Origin of the sequence: Clostridium punense, from assembly GCF_017874425.1 — a bacterium.
GTDB lineage: Bacteria > Bacillota > Clostridia > Clostridiales > Clostridiaceae > Clostridium_J > Clostridium_J punense.
This window is the reverse complement of record NZ_JAGGLL010000021.1, coordinates 14,150-39,896: the sequence shown is the minus strand read 5'-3', so window position 1 is coordinate 39,896 and position 25,747 is coordinate 14,150. Positions and strand designations below refer to the sequence as shown.

Sequence of the window (25,747 nt, the reverse complement as noted above, 5' to 3'; positions counted from 1 at the left end):
GAGAAAGGTTGAAAATAAATAATGAGTAAGGCACAAAAGTTATTTGAATTATTGCAATATGTAAACACAAAGAAGCGATTTACTGCCAATGAAGTGGCTGAAGAATTTAATATTTCAGTAAGAACTGCTCATAGATATTTAACAGAACTCTCAGATATGGGAGTGTATTTATATACAGAGCAAGGAAAAGATGGTGGATATAGAGTACTATCAACGCGAATGCTTCCTCCAATTAACTTTAATGAAGATGAAGCACTTGCCATATTCTTTGCTTTTCAATCTCTTAAACATTATAAAACCATTCCCTTTGAAATTGATATAAATTCAGTATCACGAAAGCTGTACACAAAACTCCCAGAAGATCTTCAAAGTATTGTGGATAAAATGGAGTCCTCCTTAATGTTTTGGAATCATAAAAGAGAAATTGAAGCTCCTTATATAAAGGAATTATTAAAGCATTCCTTAGAAAAGGAAATTATAAATATAAAATATGCCTCAAAAAACGGAAAGAAAAACTATAGAATAGTTCCTATTGGCATATACAGCAACCACGGCTTTTGGTATGTACCAGCCTATGATTTTGGCTGTGAGGATATGAGGCATTTTAGGGTTGATAGAATCTTAGACTTAGAAGACACTAATGCCCAATATAAAGACCTAGATATTTCCTTAAAAGAATATATAAGTTCCTACAAAATAATTAACCCCATAAGGTTATATGTAACTTTAACAGATTTAGGGGTAAGGGAATGCAGAAATAATCCCTATCTAGGAGATAGCATTGTTATGAACCCAAATGGAGAAGGTGGCTATATTGATGAAATAATAGACTATAGCGACTTAGAATATACAGGAAGATTTTTTATGCAACTAGGTAATCAGGTTAAAGTAATTGAGCCAGAGGAAATGAAGGAGTTTCTATGCATGGAAGCACAGAAAGTAATAGATAACTATGGAGGATAGGTGTAAAGCTTACTAGGTTCCTTTGAGAGTGAACACAAAATGTAAGAGGTGAATTTAATATATTTTAGTTGTAATTAAGGAGAATTCTATTTTTTTATTGCCATGAAAAAATACCGTAAAACTCAACGAGAATAATACGGTATTTTTATAGGCTATTTAATTTTACATAAATCAACTATTTAAATTTAATAAAGAAATTTGTCCTGTGCTAGAAAACTCAAGTATCCTTGGATTAATATCCTCATAGGCTGTTTCATTGTTTATATTTATATCATTTTCTAAAATAGCACCACTAGAGAATATGGTAAACAATCTATCATTAAAGAATCCTTTAAATCCGTTCTTCTCTGCCACATGCCCCCTTATTAATAAATCAAAATTTATATGCTTTTGGAATTCCTCAAAATGTTCTACTGTGAATCTAAACCTTCCAGAGTTCTCTCTGAGATTATCATCACTTTCACAAGGATCACTCCAAAGCATATTATTACATATAGTTTTATTCATGTTATCTATTATTTTAATATTTGTAAGATCAGATATGCTATTAATATAACTATAATATTTTGAATCATTTTTTCTAGGTCTTGGAATACCACCATGTACTGCTAACAAAGTAACACTTTGGTTAGTTATAAAAGCAATATTACATAAACTATTAAAAAAGTTTAGATATGAATTTAGTATGCGAAGTCTTAATGTGTTATCACTGCTTAAAAGGTTATTCAAATATAAAAGAAAATAATCCTCATCACTTTCATTCTCTGGTTTTTTTACGCTGAGCTTAACTTTTTCCTCAACTATAATACCAGCATCATGGTTTCCCTTTAATAAATATATATAGTTAGGAAACAAAAACTTTAAAGCCAATAAATACTCTAAGGTTTTAATATGTGCTTTACCTCTATCTACATAATCACCTAAGAAAATAAGTCGTTTTTTCTTTTTCTCAACAACATTGCTAAAGAAATTACAAATATGAAGTATTCTCTTTAAACTTACTGAATCTGAATGTATATCCCCAATTAAAAAATAATCATATCCACTGTCATTAAATGAGTATATATTAAATGCCATTTTTCCATCCTTAAGCTGCTTCTTAAGTTCTTTTATATTTAAATTTTCACTAAAAAGTTTAGCATTAACTAAATCATTTTCACTCTCATGTATTTTACATACCTCATTTATAAGAAATTCCTGCACTGTAAATACACTCTTTAAATATTCATACTCCGTGGTGTTTGGTTTAGTACCAGTTAGTTCATTAATTGTGTAAAAATCTTTTTCTAACTCCTGTGCTGAGCAATACATATTGTTATACAATTTTTCTTTTATTTTATTTATATATTTTATAATATCTTCGCAATAATTCACCGGTTTTCCAACTTTCATTAGTTATTTCAATGCAATTCATAAATTTATTTTAAATGCTTATGACTTTTAACTGTATTTATTTTATAGCTTTATATTTAAGTAGCAATGATAATATTTCAGCAGTTATCCTGTAAGAATGTACCTAATTTCATAAAATAGTCTCTTCTTCATTATCTTCTGTACTTATTCTAGGCATCTAAAAATAAATAATAACTAAAAATAGAGTAGATATTTATTTAACTTTTCAAGATCCCTTAGTAATAAAATCTTCAAAACTCTTCTGTATATTTTTAGTTTTACTATTCTTGTTTCTTCCACATAAAATAACTTCTAAATTAATGATCATCTTTAATTTTTTTTCTACTTTCCGTCCTTTTGTCTAGATTAAATACATCTTTAAGAATGAGATAAATTACAATTGTTGCAATTATACCTGGAAAGTATATGCCACTTCCAATAGCTAAACCAACACATGCAATAAACCATATACTTGCTGCTGTGGTTAATCCTATGATATTATTACCATTTTTAATTACACTTGCCATACCTAAAAAACCTATACCAGATATTACTTGAGCTCCTAATCTCATTACATCAATATTTGTACCGTTTAAAATATTATAATCTATTGAAATGATTTGAACTAAAGCAGCACTAACACAAACCACTATATGTGTCCTTACCCCCATAGCCATACCCTTCATCTGCCTCTGTTGACCTATTAATCCTCCTAAGAAACATGAAAGTATTATTTTAATGAAATCCTCAAAATACATCATTTTATCACTCATCTTCTTTCTCCATTTCCATTAAATAATAATAAGAATATATTTGTTTTTCATAATTACATAATAAAGAAATTACTCAATTCTCATGGTAAATTTTAAATATACTTTACAGACAAATCATTTAATTCTGCCATTACCTTTTCATTACTCAATTTAGCAGCTATAGGAGAATATATATCTAATGTTTGTTCTGCCTTCGCTCTACGACGAATTTCATCTCTAAACTCAATTGTTCTCAATATATTTTAGACTATCAAGCATAATAGCTTTAGTTTCCAATTCCTACACCTTCTTTATTTAATATGATAATTATAATAAACCTTTTTCATACAAATTTCTTTTCCATTCTTGCCTTGTACTAATACATATATGAAATTTTTTAAAGCACTCTGTGAATGTATACCACCCGATGTTGAAGCACTTATCAAAAAGAATAAACTTCCTGCCATAAAGTTACATAAGATATCATAATGGTAAATCTAAAATAGCAGTGAGCCTCATTTATAGAGTAGCATAACCTTTTCAATACACCAAAACTTTTTCAGTAAATAGCATTCATATATATTTTTACCTCTTATTGAATTTTAAAAGAACACCCTTTATATTTTTTTATTTAAAGGTTACGTTGATGGTCTATCAAGTTAGAAAGAATAATAAAGAAATTATACTAAAAATTCCTATTGCCTTTTCCTGCACTTTCTATTTATTAATATAAGCTAAGCTTATATGTGTAATTATAAAGTAAAAAAAGGTAATTAATTTCTGGTATTATAAAATTGGAAAAGCCATATTTACAGCTCTTATTAAGTTGTAAAAAAGTTAAATTTTAATTTGATTTTAAATAAAATAAATTACTAATATGGATATAGATATAAATAGTTAGGTCTAGTATTAGCAAACTTTTCATCATGTGCTAAAGTGTCTCTTGTATCTAAATTTAATTATCTTTAAAATATTTTTGAGTTATAGCATGTTATGTAAATGAAGATACCTCACTAGTGAGATTTTAACTATACGAAAACTAATAATAAAAATGTAAATAATCATTCACAAATGTTTTATGGAAAAATTTGTGAAGAATGATATAATGTAACCAGGTGGTGAAGGATTTGAAGGATTTGAATGTTTTGGAATTAAACCTGAAGGTTTATGTCTTAAAGAATATAAGAAGTAATGAAGCACTGGCTAAAATTGCAGAGTTAATAGATAAATCTTTAGCTCGTGAAAGTGATTTCTTAGAATTTCACAATAAAAATATGTTTAAAGGATATTGCTTTAATAGTCTGTTTCCTCTTGAAGATAATGGAGTTTATAAAAATGGCAGAGTTTATAATATTAAGATAAGAACTATTAATAGAGAATTGGCACAGCATTTTAAGAAATATTTATGTGATGAAAAGACTGAATGCTTAAAAAGCTTAACTATAGAAGAAAAAACTTTACCCCAAAAACATATTGAAAAGATTTACTCTATTACACCTTGTGTTATAAAGACGGATATGGGGTACTGGCGAGGAAACTTATCTTTAGCTGATTATGAGAATAGAATTAAATCAAACTTAATAAAGAAGTATAATCAATTTTTACAAACAGAGCTTGAAGAGAAGTTTCCAGTGTATAATTTTATATCTTTTGATAATAAGAAACCTGTTTCAACTGTTGTGAAGAATGTAGAGTTATTGGGAGATAAAGTAACCTTAGTAATATCAGATGATGAAGAATCGCAAAAATTAGCATACTTGGCTCTAGGCACAGGAATCGGAGAATCTAACAGCCGTGGTTTTGGATTTGTAAACTTTAGGTGTTTATAGGGAGGTGAAAACGTGTTACAGGACGCTATTGAAACCTTTAAGAAAAAATATGAGATTTATGAGGATAATTTAATAATAGATGACTATATACCAGTAGATGGTGAATATATTATTGTTGGTGAAGAAGGAGATAGCTTTAAAATATTAGATAAAGTTCATATAAAGCAAGATAAGAAGACTAAACAAGTAGATACATCTGGTGATTACTATGGATTTATATGTCAGGCTGATTATATGAGCAAATATTTAGAGTCAAACAAAGCCATTAAAGATAAAAATATATTTAGCAACAACTATTTTACTTTCTTTGTAAAAAAGGAAAATATAGCTAATAGAAAAATATCAAAGGAAGTAATTGATGGTTATTATGACATTTTAAAAAACCCTACACTAAAGTATTCTAAATCAAAATCAAGAGCTATGTATGAAGAAATGGAAAAGCGATATGGAGCAGTTGATGAAGTAAGACTTGAAAAGATTAGAGCTTGGATTAAAGAAAATTTATACAGTTTTGTTAATGATAAGAGTAATGACAAAACTCAACTTAAAATTTTCTTTAAGTATGATTTGAGGGAATATAAGAAAGAGAGTCAAAAGTATTTTATACCTAATATATTTAATAGCACAGATTATAATGAAATTATAAATGGAAGTATTTATGGACTTCCCAATGATAATATGGGATTAAACACAAAAAAGCCTTATTTAGAAAATAAAACTAGAAAGGTAACAGTACCATATTTATTATCTTTAGATGAAGTAATCATTCAAAGAAAATTTTTTGATTATCTCAGCAACCAGCTTTCAAAAGGTAAACAGAATATCTACATAGATGATAAGCAAATTTTAAGTTTTTCAAATGATGAAATGCTGGAAGATGAGTTTACTGGTATTTATATGAGGCTTCAAAAGGGAAAAGAAGTAGAAATCCATGATTTTGATAATGTGGTTAATTATCAGCATAGAATTAGAACTATAAACCTTGATAATATTCTAGATACTGACACTAAGCATTTAAAGGTGAGGTACGGCTCAATTAACACCTTGAAAGAGGTTAAGAATATAGTTAATGAAATATTTTTTAGTGGGTATTTAGTAAATAATTATTTTACAGATCCTAAAGATATTTCATTAATAGATAATAATTTAAAAAGAAACCTACTCCTTGCTAGAGGAGCATTGTTTAATTGGTTTTATAAGGGAAGCAATAATGGTGTTTGGAAGGTATTAAATATAAGCAGTCTAAGCATAATAAAGGGTTCTATTGTTAAGGGGTCCATACCAAGGGCTTGCGAGCAGTTTAATTTAAGATGGTCTTTAAAAGCTTATTTTGAGGGAGAGGTTCATATGGCAGATATTTTAATGGAAGTTAAAAACTCCTTAAGAGAAAAAATAAATAATAAAAACATTGAGGCTGAAATAGAAAATGACAAAGAGTACTACTTTGCAGTAGGGCAGCTTACAAGTTACTTTATATCTCTAAATAAGTCTAGCAAAAAGAATCATTCTTTGGCAAATCCAATTATTGGAGCTAAGAATGATGAAAAAATAAAAACAGAAATTAGTAAGATGTTTAAAAAGTATAGCTATGCAGCTGAAGGAGTAAGATTTGAAAGGCTTATGAGAGCAGTGTTATCTTATTGTTCTGAAGGGAAAGTTCAAGAGGAGTTAATAATAGCTGGTTATTTAAGCAGCAGCTTAATATATGAAAGGTTAAGTAAAGGGGATGAACATAATGGATAAAAGAGTATTTGGAGTTTTAGGAATTGTATCTAGGATGAGTAACTGGAATGCGGATTTTACAGGTTACCCTAAGACTACTTCTGACGGAGAGGTATTTGGTAGTGATAAAGCATTTAAGTTCCCTATGAAGAAGATGTGGCAGCAACAAGGGGAAAAAGTCTTGTATATTAAATCTATGAAATTACAAGAGGGTAAAAAGGGAGAAACTGATCTTATACCAAGGTCTCTTAAGGAAAGATATGAGTTTATTTTCAATGAAGAGGATCTAAAAAAGAACAAAGATAGTAAAAAACTATTAACTAATTTATTTATGGCAATTGATGTTAAAAACTTTGGAGCTACTTTTGCAGAAGAAGGTAACAACATTTCTATAACAGGTGCAGTTCAAATTGGTCAAGGCTTTAATAAGTATGAAGGCACCAGTGCAGAAGAGCAACAAATATTATCACCTTTTAGGGACGCATCTGATAAAGGTAAGGGTAATGACAAGAAGAAGGATGAGGAAGGTGGAGAAGCAAAGTCTTCAACACTAGGTACAAAAATAGTAAGTAATGAAGCTCATTATTTTTATCCTTTTGCTATAAATCCCCATAGTTATGACGAATATAAATCCTTTGGTGTTACAGAAGGTTACACAGAAGAAGACTATAGTAAGTTTAAAAAGGCAGCTACTATTGCAGCTACTTCCTATAGTACTAATTCTAAAATTGGCTGCGAGAACGAATTTGCATTATTTGTCGAAACAAAGGATGATTTATATTTGCCAGATTTAACTCAATATATTCACTTCCAAAAAGGAGAAGAAAAAAGCTCCATAATAATTAAATGTGATGAACTAATTAATAAGGTAAGTGAAAAAATAGAAGCTATAGAAGTGTACTATAACCCTTATACAACAGTAATTGAGAAAAATTTAAACAAGGCTAAATACTTTAATATTTTTACAAAAGAAGAGGTTTAAAATGGATGTTTTGAAATTTACTTTAAGTGGAAGAACCGCTTTTTTTAAGAAGCCTGATGTGAACTCCTATTACTATTTTACTTATGGTAATATTCATAAAGTAGCCTTACTTGGGATTTTAGGGGCAATTATGGGTTTTGAGGGATATAACCAAAAAGCGATGGGAGAGACTTATAAAGAAGTATATGAAGAGTGTAATACTAAAATAGAAACAGGTCCTTATCCAGAGTTTTATGAGAAATTAAGAAATATAAAGGTTGCTATAGTGCCTGAAAATGAAAAAGGATACATTGAGAAAAAAATTCAAGTGTTTAATAACTCTGTAGGCTATGCTTCTCATGAGAAGGGTGGAAACCTAATTGTAAAAGAGCAGTGGTTAGAAAACCCAAAGTGGAGTATATATTTGCTTGTGCAAGGAAAAATTGAAGAAGAAATTGCAAATAGGTTAAGTTCTTTCAGCTTCAAGTATCTACCTTATCTTGGTAAGAATGATCATGTTGCCAATATAGATAATGTGGAAATAATTAGGACAGTGGAAAGAGTAGAAAACGTTGATAAAATTCATAGCTTATATATAGAAGACTATTTTCAGCTTAATGTGTGCGAGGAAGATAACATATTTGACTCTGTGGATGATTATGAAAGCATATGGAAGTATGAAGAATTATTACCTGTAGCATTAGAAGAAAATACAAACAAGTATGAGTTTGAAAGGTTCATCTTCACTAACTCGTCTTTGAGTACTAAGAAGGAAGCTTTGGTATATAACTGTGATGGAAAATTCATATTCTTTTTTTAAAGATATTTTCTAAGGTAAATTTTCTTATATTCTTTGAAGGAGAACACTTGGATGAAAGCAACCTTTGTTATAGGAAAGAAAAGCTTGTGAATAAAATGCTTTTGTTATAAGGATAGCTTTGTGAGGATTAAAGATCCTTCAAAGTTGCACTTTAAAAGGAGTTTGCTTGTTACAAAAATAAATAGGAGGGAAACCTCCTATTTATTTTATAAATTTTAGGAGGAAAATCATGTACTTTGAAAATGTAGAGAAGTTTAATTTGAAGAATAATTTAAGTAATAGTGATTTTATATTTGCTCATAAAAATGAGCAGGGAAATGAAACACTAGAAAATCATATGGAGCTTTGTCTTGAATATTTTTATAAAATTGTTCAAGCTAAAAATTTAGACCAGGTTTTTAAAAATCTTGAGCAAGAGCTTTTAGGAGAACAGGATATTGAGGGGAGAAAGCTATTTAAAGAAATACTATTAAATACAATTTACATGCATGACTTAGGAAAAATTAATTGCAACTTTCAATATAAAAAGCTTAATAATCCTGCTTTAAATAATAAGGAAGGGTTAAAGTTTAATAATTCAAATCATTCTCTTCTTTCTTCATTGATATTTATGAATTATTTCTACAAGAAAATAAGAGATAATAAAAGCTTATCTAGCAATATTAGGAACAAACTTATTGGTTTTATGGTGATAAACTCATATATTATTTCAAAACATCACACTGGTCTTGATAGTTTTCAAGATTTCAAAAATAAGTTTACAAATATAGATGGTGAAGGTAGAAGGCTTTATAATGAGGAAATGGCCATGTTTAATAAGATTTATAAAGAAGAAATTGAGTTTACCGAAAAAAATAACCTTATGAAGAAAATGCTTAACTTAGCTGAGAAGCAAATGTTTAGCAGGGATGAAACCAATGATGATAAACAAATATATAGATTTATTTACACTAGATTAATGCTTTCATTGCTCATAGCTTGTGATTTTTATTCAACTGGGGACTTCATGAAGGGATGCAAGGTTTCAAATTTTGGAGAAATTAAAGAAATTCACAAGTTCTATGATGTATTTAAAGCTACAGAAGTTTGTAAGGGAATTAGAAGTTATGAAAAAAATAGCTACGGTTCTTTGAAAGAACTAGATAAAGTTAAAGATATAAATATTTTAAGGAATGAAATGTTTTTAGATGCAGACGCAAAGCTAACCGAGAATATAAATAAAAGTATTTTTTACCTTGAAGCACCAACTGGAAGTGGAAAAAGTAATGTTGCTCTAAACTTAAGTTTTAAACTAATTGAAGAAGACAAGCTAATAAATAAAATATTTTATGTTTATCCTTTCAACACCTTAGTGGAACAAAATATAAAATCCCTGGAGAAGATATTTGAGCAAAGGGAAGAAATAATGAAAGATATTGCTGTAATTAATTCTGTGGTTCCCATTAAGGAAAGAAATATAGAAGAGGGGGATGAGTGGAAGAAGCTAGACTATGATAAATCACTACTAGATAGGCAATTTCTCAACTACCCAGTTGTACTTACAACTCATGTAAGTATATTTAACTATTTATTTGGTACTTCTAAGGATAACTTATTCCCTCTATTTCAAATGGCTAATAGTGTAGTGGTTTTAGATGAAATACAGAGCTATAAAAATTCCATATGGAAAGAAATCATCATGTTTTTAAATTTATACTCAAAGACTTTAAATATGAAATTCATTATAATGTCCGCAACTTTGCCGAATTTTAACAAATTAATAGAGGATGAAAAAATTGCTATTAAATTAATAGACAACAGAGATAAGTATTTTAAACATCCAATATTTAAAGATAGAGTAGGACTAGACTTTTCTTTATTAGATGAGGAAGTAAACCTTGAAGACTTAAGAAATCACGTTACAACCACAGGGAAAAATAATGATAAAAATATACTAATTGAGTTTATTAAAAAGGAAACAGCTACAACTTTTTATAATTATTTAAATGATTATTATGGTGAAACATCAGAAAGTGGGAAATCTGAAAGAGAAATCTTACTTATTACTGGAGATGACAATAGCATAGATAGAAATAAGATTATAGACAAAGTAAAAAATGAAAAGAACATAATATTAGTAGCTACTCAAGTTATTGAAGCTGGAGTAGATATAGATATGGATATAGGATATAAAGATATATCTATGTTAGATTCAGAGGAGCAATTCTTAGGAAGAATAAATCGTTCTTGCAGGAAATCAGATTGTAAGGTTTATTTGTTCAACTTTGATGAGGCAGCTTCAATTTATAGGGGAGATTTTAGAAAGGAAAAGAGTGTAACTCTTGCTTCAAAGGAGATGAGAACAGTACTTTTAGATAAAGACTTCTCAGTGTTTTATGATGAAATTTTAGATAGGATAAATAAGTCAGGAGAAAAGCTTAATGATAATAACTTTAAAGTCTTTAGGGATGAGGTAATAGGAAGTTTAGATTTTTTTATGGTTAGGGAAAGAATGGAGCTAATTGACGATAAGAAAAATGAAGTTACTGTATTTTTAACCAGAACTATTGAATTGGAAGATGGGTCAAAGCTAGAGGGAGAAGCTGTTTGGAAGGAGTATGAAGAACTTTTAAGAAATAACTTAATAGATTACTCACAAAAGAAAGTTGAATTATCTAAAGTAACATCAAAGCTAAATTATTTCATCTATAAAGTCAATACAAGAGATTTTACTTATGAAGATAGGATTGGGGATATCTATAAAATTGACAATGGAGAAAACTACTTCACCAATGGGAAATTTGATAGAAAAAAGTTTAGTAAGGGGATTGGAGAGTTTATTTAGGAGGAGTTATGAAAGTAAATGGCACATTAATAAACTATTTTTTTCATTGTAAAAGACAATGTTGGTTTCATGGAAACAGAATAAATCTAGAAGATAACAGTGAAGATGTGAAAATCGGAAAAGCAATTCATGAAGAAAAGAAAGAGAAATCTAAAAACAGTGAGATAACCATTGATAATATTAAAATAGATAAGCTTACTGAGGAATACCTAATAGAAATTAAAAAGTCTGATGCGGATGTGGAAGCAGCAAAATGGCAGCTGTTATTATATTTAAAAGTACTAAAAGATAAGGGCATAGAAAGGAAAGGTAAGCTAGAATTTGTAGAAAAGAATAAAACTGCAAATAAAGTTATTTATGTAGAAATTACCGAGGATAATTATAAACAACTAAATGAAATAATTGAGGATATTGAAGCACTTTTGGATAGAGAAAAGGCACCAGAAGTTATTAATGAAGCTAAGTGCAAAAAATGCTCATATTATGAGTATTGCTATATTTAAAAGGAGGAAATCATGGGGAGCACAAGATATATAACCTCTATGGGAGAGTTAACAAGGAAGGATAATTCCTTATGCTTTAGAAAAGGTGGAAAAAATGTTTATATTCCAGTAGAAAACACAAAAGAAATTTATTGCTTTTCAGAAGTTAGCATAAATACTAAACTATTAGATTTTTTATCTCAAAATAATATAACTCTTCATTTTTTTAATTACCACGAAGGATATAGTGGAACCTTTTATCCAAGGACTTACTACAACAGTGGTAAACTATTAATAAAACAAGTTGAGGCTTTCAACTTAAGAAGGATTGAAGTAGCTAAGAGTTTTGTTTTAGCTATAGGAGAAAATATTCATGAAGTTTTATACCATTACTATAAGCATGATAAAAAAGGTGTTAAGGAAACTATTGATTGGATAAAAGGTGATTTTAAAGAAAATCTAAATAAAGCAAATCAAATAAAACAAATATTGCAAGTAGAAGGGGAGTTATGGCAAAGATTTTATGGGGATTTCAAATATATTCTCCCAGAAGACTTTATAATGAATAAAAGAGTAAAAAGACCACCAGATAACCCTATAAATGCCTTAATATCCTTTGGAAATACCTTGCTTTATGGAAAAACAATTACTTCAATATACAATACTCACCTTGACCAAAGAATAAGTTTTTTACATGAGCCTTCAGAAGGAAGATTTTCCTTAAGTTTAGATATCAGTGAGGCTTTTAAACCAGTGATAGTTTTTAAAACTATTTTTGAGTTGGTAAATAACAAAAGAATACAAGTAAATAAACATTTTGATAAAAAGCTTAATTATTGTTTGTTAAATGAAGAGGGAAGAAATATTTTCATCACAGCCTTTGAAGAAAGGCTTGAAAGTGTATTTACCCATCCTAAGCTTAAGCGAAAGATTACATACAGAACTGCTATAAAACTTGATTGCTATAAGCTTATAAAGTTTATTTTAGAGGACAAAGAATTTATTCCTTTTAGAATTAAGGAGAATATGTAAATGAGTAATAAAATTAATTATAACTACGCCTTTTTGTTTTACGATGTAAATGAAAAAAGAGTAAACAGGGTTTTTAAGGTGTGTAAAAAGTATTTATCTCACTTTCAAAAGTCAGTGTTCCGAGGAGAAATAACTCCTTCAAATTTCATACTTCTTAAGAAGGATCTTAACAAAGTAATAGATAAAAATGAGGACTTTGTTTGTATTATAAAATTACTAAATGGTAGTGTGTATGGGGAAGAAATCTTAGGAGTCCAGCAAAATAGTACTGGAGAAGATTTGATAATATAATTTTACCAACCTGAATTATAACCTTAGGTCAGCCAAAGGCTTGAAATTACTGATCTAAGGTTTATTTTCAGTTACTTTAAAGTTTAAGATGTTTCACTTGGTAAATTATTTATAAATCGTTGAAATAAAAGGCCTTTAGGGATAAACTTAAATTAAAGAATGGCATTTTATCAGTGCTTGAACCTTAACATGAGATGTATTTAAATTGGCTTCAATAGGGTAACTATCCATGGCTCCAGCTTCCTTGAACCTTAACATGAGATGTATTTAAATGTAATATTTTTTATACCTCTCCAAGCAGTTTGTATCTTGAACCTTAACATGAGATGTATTTAAATTTCCTTTTAGGTTGCCCTGTGCATCATAAAACTTCTTGAACCTTAACATGAGATGTATTTAAATAGCTCTTTTACTACATAGTTAAATATATTTTTTTGCCTTGAACCTTAACATGAGATGTATTTAAATCGATTTCTTGAATCTCTTGGAGCTATAGGCATACCGCTTGAACCTTAACATGAGATGTATTTAAATGAAGCTACATCGGCCGCATCGTCGTGGGTACAAAACCTTGAACCTTAACATGAGATGTATTTAAATTTAATCTACTTTTATTATCCTGGACTACTTAACCCCTTGAACCTTAACATGAGATGTATTTAAATTGGATAAAAAATAAAACCTTTCCTGACGCATTATCCTTGAACCTTAACATGAGATGTATTTAAATTATGCTGAATATATTTATCAAACTCTTGCCTTGCATCTTGAACCTTAACATGAGATGTATTTAAATTCAATTCCAAATAACTGAAGATTTATTTTAGTTGGCTTGAACCTTAACATGAGATGTATTTAAATGAATGGTACAGTTTGCCTGAAATGTGGAGAATTGTTCTTGAACCTTAACATGAGATGTATTTAAATCTCCTATAATGTTTTAATTGCATAAGTTGGTAATGCTTGAACCTTAACATGAGATGTATTTAAATTGTTTGTTGGCAATTTCAAAGAGAAAGTCATCAAGCTTGAACCTTAACATGAGATGTATTTAAATGCAATGCCATTAACATAGCAATAATACCATCTATTTCTTGAACCTTAACATGAGATGTATTTAAATGAAGCAAGGTGAAATCCAGTACAATGACAATGGTTTTCTTGAACCTTAACATGAGATGTATTTAAATCTGAAAGAGGTATGGCACTACTTGGTGATTATAGCACTTGAACCTTAACATGAGATGTATTTAAATTCAGAAGTAGCGCCACTTACAGCTTTAATGTTAGCTTGAACCTTAACATGAGATGTATTTAAATCCATTAACATACCATTCTGTACTACTCGCATAAGCACTTGAACCTTAACATGAGATGTATTTAAATTTTACTGGCTCACCTCCCCTCATATCGCTAACTTCTTGAACCTTAACATGAGATGTATTTAAATTCATCTGCTAGTGCTGGGCTTGATTTAATTATTTTCCTTGAACCTTAACATGAGATGTATTTAAATATAAAAAAAGAAGGTAGTTCCAATTGTCATCACGACCTTGAACCTTAACATGAGATGTATTTAAATACTAATGAAAATAATAAAACTAGGAGGTTTAAAAATCTTGAACCTTAACATGAGATGTATTTAAATCAATAGACAAGCTTAATAGAGAAACTGGGGACAGATACTTGAACCTTAACATGAGATGTATTTAAATTCAATATAGGCTTCAGCATCTTTGCCATCTGCTATACTTGAACCTTAACATGAGATGTATTTAAATTTTTTTACCGCTGTACCGAATGGTAATAATCCTCTTCTTGAACCTTAACATGAGATGTATTTAAATAGTTGTTGCCCCACTATATGCTCTCCAGCTGATAAGCTTGAACCTTAACATGAGATGTATTTAAATTTAAGCCTAACGAACTCTTTATGTGCTATTGGGTTACTTGAACCTTAACATGAGATGTATTTAAATAAAGAGAAGGTTGAGCAAAATGCAAAATTTGAAGACTTGAACCTTAACATGAGATGTATTTAAATTATTCCTTCCAATCTTTAAAACTTAAAAATACAGCTCCTTGAACCTTAACATGAGATGTATTTAAATTAAGTGATAATATCATAAGTGATGTCAATTCCGACCTTGAACCTTAACATGAGATGTATTTAAATGTAAACCTAAATCTAAACTAAAACCACAATAATCCAACTTGAACCTTAACATGAGATGTATTTAAATAAGATATGCAAATTTAAGCAACAATGCCTGCGTTCCTTGAACCTTAACATGAGATGTATTTAAATCAAATATACTTCATTCTTGGGATAATGTTGATATGTACTTGAACCTTAACATGAGATGTATTTAAATTTTATAGGCTTTTTAAGGCTATGTAATTCTTGAAGGCTTGAACCTTAACATGAGATGTATTTAAATAAGAAAAAGGTGTAAGAAACATTGAGCAATTTAAAACTTGAACCTTAACATGAGATGTATTTAAATAGATATAGACAAGCCTTTCAGTAATGGATTAATGTACGTGAACCTTAACATGATATGTATCCAAATAAACTGGTTTAATTTATTAAAGTATTGTAAACTTGAATATTAACATAAAATGCGTTAAAATAGTAAAGTATACTTCACTGGTTGTATAACCTCTTCAACTTGAGTTTTAACATGAGATGTATTTAAATGGAAGAATGGGCGTAAAAATGTCCGTAAGATTGAACCTTAACATGAGATGTATTTAGACGGAGATTTTTATAGTTGTTTATCTAATAAAAAATCCATTCCTCCATAAAACTCTTTTACTATTTCTTCATTACACAATCCACTTTTAGGATTACCTTTATCTAGTTAATTCTAAAAACTTCACCAGTTTTTAATTCATGTAAAAATTTTTGAAAACCTGGCACTTCAACTGCTTTTTATCATATCCACTGCAATTTGAGGACTTGCGCCTTTACCTGCCAAATCACCTAAGCACATAATTCTACTAATTACCCTATTTTTTATATCTAATAACACTGCTTCCAATGCAGGTATATTAGCATGTATGTCTGAAATTAATGCAATTCTCTCCAATTAAACATAACCATCATATCGTTCTTAATTGCGTGCTAAATTATAAAATTTTCAATTCAATGGTAATTATATCATATACTTCATATTAGTACATTAAACCACTATAGATTTACCCCTCAGATTTGGGCTTATAGCACCGCATTATTCACTCTTCAAAAAATAGTACTCATATCCAAAAGTTTAAAACTGTTAGTCCCTTTATGTTAGAGGCACTATATGCCTTAATCTTAGTTATGGGAGATTACTTTCGAAAGATTTCCAAAAATCACTAAATTACCTTAGACATTTCACTAGATATTTATTAGAATTATAGTATAAAGGGGAATTTTACCTTAGAAGTTTTGGTGCAGAAACTGTAAATGCAAATATTTTTTAATCATCTGAGTGGAGGTGATAACTTGAAGAGAATTGATGCTATCTATGAAAAGCTAAAGGAATATGAAAAGGGGGCAACTGCCATAGAAGTTGCAGAGGCTCTAGATTTAAGCAGGGCCAATGTAAGCAGTGATTTAAATAAATTATGTGAAGAGGGCAGGGTTTCTAAAAGTAGTGGTAGGCCTGTAGTATTTAGTGTTTCAAAAGATCAGCCTACTGAAAGATTTACTTTTACCATAGATAAATTTTCAAAGCTTAATGAAAGTCTTTTTACTGCAGTGGAACAAGCTAAGGCTGCAGTGCTTTATCCTCCTAAGGGTATGAATATTTTAATCCTTGGAGACACTGGAGTTGGAAAGTCTATGTTTGCCTCTCTTATACATAAGTATGCCTTAGAGACAAAGAAGCTTCAAAATAATGCTCCCTTTGTTACCTTTAACTGTGCAGATTATGCGAATAACCCTCAGCTTTTAATTAGTCAGCTCTTTGGAACTAAAAAAGGTGCTTATACAGGGGCAGATTCAGATAAGCAAGGGCTTATTGAAAAGGCTGATGTGGGAGTGCTATTTCTTGATGAGGTTCATAGACTTCCACCAGAGGGACAGGAAATATTCTTTACCTTTATGGATAAGGGGATATACAGAAGGCTTGGGGAAACGGAGCAGGAAAGAAGAGCAACGGTGCTGATTATATGCGCAACTACAGAAAATCCTGAGTCAGCTCTTTTAAGAACCTTTACCAGAAGAATTCCTATGGTGATTAAAATACCATCTTTAGGAGAGAGAAGTGTTGAGGAAAGATTCAACCTTATTAGTGGTTTCTTTAAAGAAGAATCCACTAGATTAGAGCGAGAAATAAAGGTGTCCGTAAATTCCATGAGAGCTTTTTTAAGCTATGATTGTACAAATAATATAGGGCAACTTAAAACAGATATTCAATTAGCTTGTGCTAAAGCTTATGCAGATTTTGCTGCTGGGAAAAAAGGTGAAATAAAGATAAATAGCTCAGAGCTTCCTATTTACATTAGGGAAGGCTTATATAAGGAAACTGAACATAGGCAAATATGGAACAAGCTCATAGGTTTCAATAAAAGATACTGTATTTTTAATAAAAACAATGAAGGAATTCTTTTTCAAGAGGATAACAGTGAAGACACTATATATGACATGATTGCCATGAGAGTTCATGAACTTAAGGCAAAGGGTGTAAAGGAAAATGACTTTGAAAGGGAAATAGGTAGGGATATAGAGGACTATTTTGCAAAGTATATTTATAATGTAAGCAAAAGAACAGATATTTCCAGCCTAGAAAATATAATTTCACCGGAAATTATTAGTGTTATAAAGCATATAATGACTTTTAGTGAGGAAAGACTTAAAAGGGTATTAAGTCAAAAGGTTTATTTTGGATTAGCAGCTCATTTAGCCAATGCAATTGAAAGGGTTAACAGAAGTAAAAAAATAATAAATCCTCAACTAAACAGGATAAGAAGTGACCATAGTGAAGAGTTTTCAGTGGCACTAGAATGCTTAAACATAATAGAAAGAACTCTTGATATCACAATGCCTATTGATGAAGCAGGATTCATTGCACTATTTTTAGTTTATGATGAAAAAGAGAGCATAAAGTATGAGGAAGAAGTAAAAGTAGTTGTGATCGCTCATGGTAGTAATACTGCAACTTCCATGGCAGAGGTGGCAAATAAGCTTTTAGGAATAAATCATGTTATTGGCATAAATGCTCCTCTTGAAGAAAAACCTCAACAAGTGCTTCAGAGGTTGAAGGTTGTGATAAGAGAAAATAATATAGCTTCAGATATGATGATTTTAGTAGACATGGGTTCTTTAACAACCTTTGGAGAAGAGCTAGAGAAAGAATTTTCAATTAAAACAAGGACTATCCCATTGGTGAGTACTCTTCATGTTTTAGAAGCAGCAAGAAAATCCATGCTTGGGTGCTCTTTAGAACAAGTTTACAAAGAAACCTTAAACGTTAACAGCTTAATTGAACAGAATATTTCACAGACTCAAGACTTAAACAACTTTGAGGATAAAATGGCTATTATAACAGTTTGCACTACAGGAGAAGGCAGTGCAAGAACTATCAAAGAATTACTAGAAAAGAACCTTAGATATGACAGCAATCTACTTGAAATAATCCCTTTCAATTTAGTATCAAGGGAAAGTATCAATTCAAGGATTAAGGCTATTTCCCGGGAAAAAAATATTCTTTGTATAGTTAGCTCCTTCGACATAAATAAGCAAATAAAGCATTTTGGGCTTCACGAAATTATAAGTGGGGCAGCTATAGAGGAAATTCAGCAGCTTATAGATGTAGAAGCTACTTATATGAAAATGGGAGATACCTTAAAAAATCAACTTAAAGCTATAGATGGAGCTGAAGTTTTTAAAGATATTAAGACATTCATAACTGAAATAGAAGAAAAGCTAAATATAAAAATGGATAGGGAAGTGCTTATAGGTACAACTCTTCATATAGGATGCATGATTGAAAGACTTAAAAAGGGTGACTCTGTAATAGGGTTTCAAGGTAAGGAAGAATATATTAAAGCCAATCCACAGCTTTATAAAGCAGTGAAGAGAGCTTGCAATGAATTAAATGAAAAATATGATATTTATATTCTGTCCGATGAAATTTGCTATATAATGAGCTACTTTAAAATGGGGAATCAGAATAGTTATTAAGAAGTAGGGGGTTATTATGAGAGGAAAGTCATTAATTATATTATTTATGGGGATTCTTTTATCCTTGTCAGGATGTAGTAAAGATAACAATGAGAAGATGAATCAAGGGAATACCATTAACTATGAAGCTAAAGTTGAAAGTAAAGAAAACTTACCAACTAGTGTAGATCTAAGTGAATTTAATATAACTAAATCAGAGGATGAAATTAGCGGGGTAATGTTTATGCCTCGTGATACTAGGGATTCGTGGGAATTAAGGTTTGAAAAGTTTAGAGGAACACACACCATGTCAAAGCTTAAACTGGACAAGGAGCAAAGTGTAAAACTTCAGTATAGTTCAAAAATAGAATCAGGAAAGCTTGTGTTCTTAATTTTGGATAAAGGTGGTAATATTCTTAAGTTTGTTGAAGGGAGCAAAGAGGAAATTGTGGAACTAACTGCACCTGAGGTAGGCGAGTATACTTTAAAGGTAGTTGGTGATGAAGCTACAGGAGGAGAAGTTGTTGTAAAGTTTAAATAATAGAATCTATAAACAGAATTCTTATAAAAAATATTATAAAAATACATTTTTATAATGGGGAGGCTTCACTATGTACTTAGAAGAATTACGCTTGGATTGTGCAATTAAGCAAAAGAAGGGATTACATTTCATATTAGCATCAATTATTATTTGGGGTGCTGTATTTTTTATTCACATAACAGCGTTACCTATTCTTACTAAAAATTTACTTACATTTTGTTTTACAGCACCGTTAATGCCCTTAGCATTTTTAATATCTAAAATTATTAAAGTGGATTTTCAAAACAAGAAAAATCCCTTAACTAATTTGGGAATTCTTTTTTCAGCCAATCAAATGCTATATCTGTTAATTGCAATGTGGATATATCCAACATTACCTGAAAAAATGTTAATGATAATAGCAATGATTTTTGGAGCACATTTACTGCCTTATGGGTGGCTGTATAAGTCAAAATCATATATTACGTTTGCTATTTTAGTTCCAATTTTATCTCTTATAGTTGGTGTAAATTTCGAACCTTATATTCTTGCAGTTATGATGATGATAATAGAGATTTTCTTTAGCATTTGTTTGGTGGTTGAAAATAAAAAAATTCCAGCAGATTTTAAGTTTAATCTAAAACATTAATACAGTTTAATAGCATCATGGCGTATACTGAGCCAGCCAAGGATAGTTTTAGTCCTACAGAAATCTGCAGTAGAATCTTTATTCTTCTGCAGATTTTTTATGATTTTTAAAACCGTTTTATGATTATCAATGTCTAATAGGTGTAAGGTACCTAAAAATAAATAATAAGTCAAAGATGCCTAAAACAAAAATTACGCGTAATTAATACCTTAAAGGAGATTAGCTATGGTTATAGAAGAACAGGTGAAGCTAGCAATCCAAGGGGATGAAAAGGCTTTTGAATATCTTATGGACATAAATAAAGAAGGGTTTTACAGAACAGCCTATGCTTATGTTAAAAATGAAGCAGATGCATTAGACATATTGCAGGAGACTGTATATAAAGCTTACATGTCCATAGGCAAATTAAAGGAGCCTAAATACTTTAAAACTTGGATAACTAGAATTTTGATTAATAATGCTAAAGACTTTATGAAAAAAAAGAATAAGGTTTTGTCTATAATGGATAATCTTTCGGATACTTCAAGCTATTATGAAAGCTGTGGAATTGATGAAAAGCTAGATATCCTTAGTTCCATTGAAAAGCTTGAACATAAGCAGAAGAATGTTATAGTACTAAAGTATTTTCAGAATCTCACCATAACTGAGATATCAGAGGTTCTTGATTGTCCAACAGGTACAGTAAAGACACATCTAAATAAAGCTTTAAGCAGGTTGAGAATATCTATGGGTAAGGAGAGCATTTAATATGGAGAATATAGATAGTTTAATAAATGATATTAAAATACCAGAAGGCATAGATTTAGCAGTTAAAAAGGGAATTGAAAGAGGTCGAAGAGAGAAGCAGAAAAAGGGTAGTTCTAGAAATAAATATAAAAACATAGCAGTTGCAGCTACAGCAGCAGTATTTATAACAACAGCTGCAGGGGTTATGAATCCTGAAATAGTAAAAGCAATCCCAGGAATGGAATCTATTTTCAAACTTGTGAAGCATGGTAACATGGGGGAGCAGTTGGAACAATTTGAGCAGTTTTCAACTAGTGTGAACAAGACTGCAGAGAACAACGGCATAAAAGTTACAATAGATGAAATTGTAATTGATGATAATACCTTGGCAATAACTTCAATAGTTGAAGGGGAGAATCTTAGTGAAAATAGAGTAGATATGGGCTTTATAAGTTTAAATGGTGAATCAGTAGCTTCATATAGTGAGAAGGATAAAAAAATAGGTGATAATAAACTTATTATCATAACCTATGCAAATGTTTCGAATATGGAGCTATCTGAGGAAGTCGATGTTAAAATAAATATTCCTTGGGTAGACGAGGTAAAAGGGCCTTGGGAATTTAAATTTAAGGTCTCAAAGGCAGATGACTCAACAAAGTCAAAGGATTTAAATCTAGATAAAACCATTAAGTTGCCAAGTAGCACCTTAAAGCTTGAAAAACTGGTTATAAGTCCTTTGGGAAATACAATAAATTACACAGGAGTTTTCGATAATTTAAATAAAAGTGAATTTCATAATACTGGTATATATAACTTTGTTGTTATGGATGATAAAGGAAGAATATTGCAAACTACCCAGGGAAGTGGTCACTCTAACGAGGAGAGATATGAAGGAAGTATAAATATAATCAATAACTTGTCAAATGTAAAATCACTAACTGTTGTACCTGTGTTAAAGAAATCGGAAGATAAGACCAAGGAGATAGAGGGTATTAAATATCAAATATTACAAACTACAGTTAGTAGCACTGATTTAAACATTCCACAGGAGGTTGTAACAAAATCAAGGGCTGCAACAGAAAAGGAAAAATCTGAGGGGTATGGTTGGGCTAAGGTTACTCATGTTTATAATATTGATAAAGCTAGGGAATTTGAAACCTTAGGTAACCTTGTTAATAAGGTAATAAAAGTAGGGGAAAACAGCACAGCCCTTATAAAGGGTATTGAGGCAACAGACAAAGAAACTAAAATCACTTTCAAGCTGGAAGGTAGCAGCGCATATCCATTTGGAAAGATTAATTTTGTGGAAATTTTAGATGAAGATTTTAATGATATAGGGACAGAATTTGATGGACCTATGGCGGTGCTTGAAGATGTGGAGGAGAGAATTGCATCAGTAAAACTTCCTCCTTTAGATCAAAGCAAGAAATACAAAATAGCACTTCCTATTATGGAGGAACCTGAAATTGATGATAAGTATAAAATAGACATTGATCTTAATAATTAAAGATAATAGTAAAGGCAGAAGTAGGATTGCTATAGGATAATTGAAGGAAATAGCACCTATCAATCATTGGATAATTATTATTTAATAACTATAATAAAATTCAATCAAATAGGGAACCAGAATTAAAGCTTAAATTATACATGAGCCTATCCTGGTTCCCTTAAGACCTTTTGGGCATGAAATTCATTCATGCATAATAGATTAAACGGTTACTTATGAAGCCTATAGACAGTTTGCAGCTAAAGCTTTAATTAAATTAAAGTATTAACTGTAAACTGTCTTTATTTTTTTATCTGTGTAAATAATCAAAGATTGAAGGTATATTTTTACATTAACTACATGGTAAAATATAATTTATAAGGAACTTATTTACTAAAAAGTTATATGAAAGGATCTTATTGAACCTTTAAAAACTTGAACTTAACCGTTGATAAAGAGGGGATTTATTGTGAATAGCATGAATTTTGAAAGTGAAAAAATTAATAATTTTAAAAGAAGCATTTTGGACGGAAATAAAAAGGATATAGATGAATTTTGGAAAGAAATCAAAGAAAATAATACACCAATTATTGAAGAAATCCAGGGAGATACTGATAATGTACTAATTACGTTTTTATATGAAGGGGACAACGAAGTTGAAAATGTTGTAGTTCTTGATGGAGGTCTAGGACTAGATTACGAAAAGAATAAAATGGATAGGATTCAAGATACTGATATTTGGTATAAGACCTTTAAAGTAAGAAATGATTTAAGATTTAGATACTTTTTAACTGTAAATGATCCTTTAAATGAAGATTGGCAAAAAAGAAATGAAGAATGTATAAGAATTGATCCATTGGCAAAGCAAAAGGTTTTAGTTCCAAAGGATGAAGAAACTCCAAATTCACAGCCCTGGACATGCAATATGGTTGAACTTCCTAAAGCAGAGCCTAAGATGTGGTCTGTAAAAAGGGAAGATATTCCTAGTGGAAACTTAGAAATGCTTAGATATAAAAGTAAGATTTTAAATGATGAGTATAGAGTGTGGATTTATACTCCTGGAGGATATTCAAAAGAAGAAGAACCCTATAAAATGCTAGTTTTGACTGATGGCTTTGAATACGTTCATGGGCTTTTAACACCTTCATTATTGGACAACCTGATTTATGAAAAGCAAATAGCACCTATAGTAACAGTTTTTATAGAAAGTAAGGACAATAGATTTGAGATGCTGTCCTGTAATAAGGATTTTACTAGTTTTATAGCTGAGGAAATAGTTCCCTATGTGAGAGAAAGATATAATGTTTCCTATAAGTCAGAGGATTCCATAATAGGTGGTCTTAGCTTAGGAGGATTGGCTGCTACTTACTTAGGTCTAATGAAATCAGAGGTATTTGGTAATGTTTTATCCCAATCAGGGTCCTTTTGGTGGTGTCCTGGATGGACTCCTGAAAATGTGAACTCAAAAGAAGAATTTCAGGAAACTTGGATTAGTAATTTATTTAAAGAAAAAGAAAAGCTGAACTTAAAGTTTTACTTAGAAGTAGGAACCCTTGAGGGAAATAGGATGATAAAACCAAACATAATAATGAAAGATGTACTTCTTTCTAAAGGGTATCAGGTTGAATACTCAGAGTTTAAAGGTGGACATGATTATTTAAGTTGGGGGGAAACCTTGGCAAATGGGCTAGTTTACCTTATTGGAAATAAATAAAGATCTTATGTGCTAATTGTTTATGTAAATGGATATTACCTAGTTATTTATAAAAAATGGTACTTAGAATTTTGTTTTGCAATATTATGGTAATGGTAATTTATGGGTTTAGTTTCTAGTGGTGTAACTTAATTATAGGTAAAATTATATAAAAATAAAACAATTTATAAAGTGGGGAATTATCATGAGAAAGTTTAAATATGGTTTAATAATTTTAATATTAATAGTTATAGCAGGGGGATGTTTTATTAAGCTAAGGAAACCAAAGGTTACTGAGGTAGCTACAAAAAATTCAACCTCAGTAGTTGAGGAGAGTTTAAAACCAGTAGTTAAAAATGTTAATGGAATAAATGTAATGATTGACCCAAGAATGGAGCTTCTAGCTGTTGTTCAAGCTTTAGGAACCTATGACCAACAATTTGACTTAATAACTAATATGAGTTTTAACTATAAGGACGATATAATGAAATACTTTTCAAGTTTTTCAAAACATGAAGCTGTGAAGCAGTTTGATACCATGAGCAGGTCAGGTTTTTCCTTTGATGCGCCACCAACTGCAATGCTTTATCTATCAAATCCTATAAATATAGAAATTAAACAAGACTTTAATGAAGAGCTTAAAAGCAGGGCAACAAAAGAGTCATTAAATAAGCTGGCTAAGGAACTTAAAAATTTTGCAGTGGATACAAAGTTTCAAGAGTTTTTTAATAGTCATAGAGACTTTTATAATTCAGTAGTGGAAAAAAATGCAGAGGTTATGGGAAAGAGCAACTATATAAGCTACTTAGAGCAGTACTATGGTATGAAACAAAATAGTTATAATATAATTTTAGCTCCTATGTTTCATAATGGAGGCTTTGGACCAAGTATTGAAAATGAAAATGGTTTATATGATCTCTACAGCATAGAGGGGCCTAACTCATTGAAGGGCAATATCCCTATGTTTGGAGATGAAGAAGGCTTTAGATACCTTGCTTTACATGAATTCAGCCATTCCTTTGTAAATTCTCTAACTGAAGAGAATATAGCAGAAGTTAATAAATATAAAAAGCTCTACGAACCTATTCAGGATAAAATGGCTAAGCAAGCCTATTCAAGTTGGGATATAAGTGTTAATGAGCATATAGTTAGGGCAGTTGTAGCTAGGATTACCTATATTAATTCTGGTAGTGAGGCATATGAAAAAGTAATTGCTAATGAAAAGAACAGAGGATTCCAATACATTGATGAACTAACTAAAAAGCTTGAAGACTTTGAAAAGAACAGAGATAAATATAAAAGTTTTAAAGAGTTTTATCCAGAGCTTATTAAAGCTTTTGATAAGAGTCTAAAAGATTCAAATCTATAATTTAATAAAAGTTGAAGCTCTTTATTTAGTAAAGGGTTTTATGAAGTGGTCTTATCACATTTTTAAAACTATGATTGAGGATTAC

Annotated in this window: 20 protein-coding genes and 1 CRISPR repeat array; of the genes, 16 read left to right on the top strand and 4 right to left on the bottom strand. The window is 30.2% G+C overall.

Annotation, left to right across the window (positions count from 1 at the left end; translation table 11 throughout):
- Positions 1-21: 21 nt before the first annotated feature.
- Positions 22-963: a helix-turn-helix transcriptional regulator gene (locus J2Z44_RS13590; protein ID WP_021283457.1), complete on the top strand. Its 942-nt coding sequence runs from the start codon at positions 22-24 to the stop codon at positions 961-963.
- A 171-nt stretch (positions 964-1,134) separates the two neighbouring features.
- Here the strand turns inward: J2Z44_RS13590 and J2Z44_RS13585 are convergent, their stop codons facing one another.
- The 3 genes from J2Z44_RS13585 to J2Z44_RS13575 form a co-directional block, all read right to left on the bottom strand.
- Positions 1,135-2,355 (bottom strand): metallophosphoesterase family protein, encoded by a 1,221-nt coding sequence (locus tag J2Z44_RS13585; RefSeq protein ID WP_021283458.1) that lies wholly within the window; start codon positions 2,353-2,355, stop codon positions 1,135-1,137.
- A 317-nt stretch (positions 2,356-2,672) separates the two neighbouring features.
- Entirely contained in the window at positions 2,673-3,128 is a 456-nt protein-coding gene (locus tag J2Z44_RS13580) for an MgtC/SapB family protein (RefSeq protein WP_021283460.1), read from the bottom strand.
- Between the two features lie 92 nt (positions 3,129-3,220).
- Positions 3,221-3,364, bottom strand: a complete 144-nt coding sequence (locus J2Z44_RS13575; RefSeq protein ID WP_161624465.1) for a hypothetical protein — start codon at positions 3,362-3,364, stop codon at positions 3,221-3,223.
- Positions 3,365-4,234: 870 nt separating this feature from the next.
- Between J2Z44_RS13575 and cas6 the strand changes: the two genes are divergently transcribed.
- The 8 genes from cas6 (at position 4,235) to cas2 (ending at position 13,068) form a co-directional block, all read left to right on the top strand.
- A complete protein-coding gene (cas6, locus tag J2Z44_RS13570) occupies positions 4,235-4,936 on the top strand; it encodes a CRISPR-associated endoribonuclease Cas6 (RefSeq protein WP_021283461.1) in 702 nt (233 codons plus the stop codon).
- Positions 4,937-4,948: 12 nt separating this feature from the next.
- The gene (gene cas8b / locus J2Z44_RS13565; protein WP_021283462.1) at positions 4,949-6,679 is read left to right on the top strand and encodes a type I-B CRISPR-associated protein Cas8b/Csh1; all 1,731 of its coding nucleotides are present in this window, start codon (positions 4,949-4,951) and stop codon (positions 6,677-6,679) included.
- Entirely contained in the window at positions 6,672-7,640 is a 969-nt protein-coding gene (locus J2Z44_RS13560; RefSeq protein ID WP_021283463.1) for a type I CRISPR-associated protein Cas7, read from the top strand. The genes cas8b and J2Z44_RS13560 overlap by 8 nt, the downstream gene beginning before the upstream one ends.
- A 1-nt stretch (position 7,641) precedes the next feature.
- Complete coding sequence (gene cas5b, locus J2Z44_RS13555) at positions 7,642-8,439, top strand: type I-B CRISPR-associated protein Cas5b (protein ID WP_021283464.1); 798 nt, start codon at positions 7,642-7,644, stop codon at positions 8,437-8,439.
- A 229-nt stretch (positions 8,440-8,668) separates the two neighbouring features.
- The gene (gene cas3, locus J2Z44_RS13550) at positions 8,669-11,263 is read left to right on the top strand and encodes a CRISPR-associated helicase Cas3' (RefSeq protein WP_209649669.1); all 2,595 of its coding nucleotides are present in this window, start codon (positions 8,669-8,671) and stop codon (positions 11,261-11,263) included.
- A gap of 8 nt (positions 11,264-11,271) precedes the next feature.
- Entirely contained in the window at positions 11,272-11,766 is a 495-nt protein-coding gene (cas4, locus tag J2Z44_RS13545; RefSeq protein WP_021283467.1) for a CRISPR-associated protein Cas4, read from the top strand.
- Between the two features lie 12 nt (positions 11,767-11,778).
- Positions 11,779-12,777: a type I-B CRISPR-associated endonuclease Cas1b gene (cas1b, locus tag J2Z44_RS13540; protein WP_021283468.1), complete on the top strand. Its 999-nt coding sequence runs from the start codon at positions 11,779-11,781 to the stop codon at positions 12,775-12,777.
- Complete coding sequence (gene cas2, locus J2Z44_RS13535) at positions 12,778-13,068, top strand: CRISPR-associated endonuclease Cas2 (protein WP_021283469.1); 291 nt, start codon at positions 12,778-12,780, stop codon at positions 13,066-13,068.
- A 176-nt stretch (positions 13,069-13,244) separates the two neighbouring features.
- Positions 13,245-15,641: a CRISPR direct-repeat array (repeat unit 30 nt; unit sequence CTTGAACCTTAACATGAGATGTATTTAAAT).
- A gap of 351 nt (positions 15,642-15,992) precedes the next feature.
- On the opposite strand, the gene J2Z44_RS13530 is transcribed toward cas2, so the two are convergent.
- Positions 15,993-16,160 carry a metallophosphoesterase family protein gene (locus J2Z44_RS13530; RefSeq protein WP_021285627.1) on the bottom strand — a complete coding sequence of 56 codons (168 nt, stop codon included), beginning with the start codon at positions 16,158-16,160 and terminating at the stop codon, positions 15,993-15,995.
- 398 nt (positions 16,161-16,558) lie between these two features.
- Here J2Z44_RS13530 and J2Z44_RS13525 point away from each other — a divergent pair, with 398 nt between their 5' ends.
- From J2Z44_RS13525 to J2Z44_RS13495, 7 genes are all read left to right on the top strand, one after another.
- Positions 16,559-19,240, top strand: a complete 2,682-nt coding sequence (locus J2Z44_RS13525; protein WP_021285628.1) for a sigma-54-dependent transcriptional regulator — start codon at positions 16,559-16,561, stop codon at positions 19,238-19,240.
- A 16-nt stretch (positions 19,241-19,256) separates the two neighbouring features.
- Complete coding sequence (locus J2Z44_RS13520; RefSeq protein ID WP_021285629.1) at positions 19,257-19,760, top strand: hypothetical protein; 504 nt, start codon at positions 19,257-19,259, stop codon at positions 19,758-19,760.
- A gap of 70 nt (positions 19,761-19,830) precedes the next feature.
- Positions 19,831-20,388, top strand: a complete 558-nt coding sequence (locus tag J2Z44_RS13515) for a DUF7010 family protein (protein WP_021285630.1) — start codon at positions 19,831-19,833, stop codon at positions 20,386-20,388.
- A gap of 225 nt (positions 20,389-20,613) precedes the next feature.
- Positions 20,614-21,135 carry a sigma-70 family RNA polymerase sigma factor gene (locus J2Z44_RS13510; protein ID WP_209649667.1) on the top strand — a complete coding sequence of 174 codons (522 nt, stop codon included), beginning with the start codon at positions 20,614-20,616 and terminating at the stop codon, positions 21,133-21,135.
- 1 nt (position 21,136) lies between these two features.
- On the top strand, positions 21,137-22,621 hold the full coding sequence (locus J2Z44_RS13505) for a DUF4179 domain-containing protein (protein ID WP_021285633.1): 1,485 nt from the start codon (positions 21,137-21,139) through the stop codon (positions 22,619-22,621).
- A 457-nt stretch (positions 22,622-23,078) separates the two neighbouring features.
- The gene (locus J2Z44_RS13500; protein ID WP_242833457.1) at positions 23,079-24,314 is read left to right on the top strand and encodes an alpha/beta hydrolase-fold protein; all 1,236 of its coding nucleotides are present in this window, start codon (positions 23,079-23,081) and stop codon (positions 24,312-24,314) included.
- Between the two features lie 184 nt (positions 24,315-24,498).
- Entirely contained in the window at positions 24,499-25,662 is a 1,164-nt protein-coding gene (locus J2Z44_RS13495; RefSeq protein ID WP_021285635.1) for a DUF4932 domain-containing protein, read from the top strand.
- The last annotated feature ends 85 nt before the right edge of the window (positions 25,663-25,747 follow it).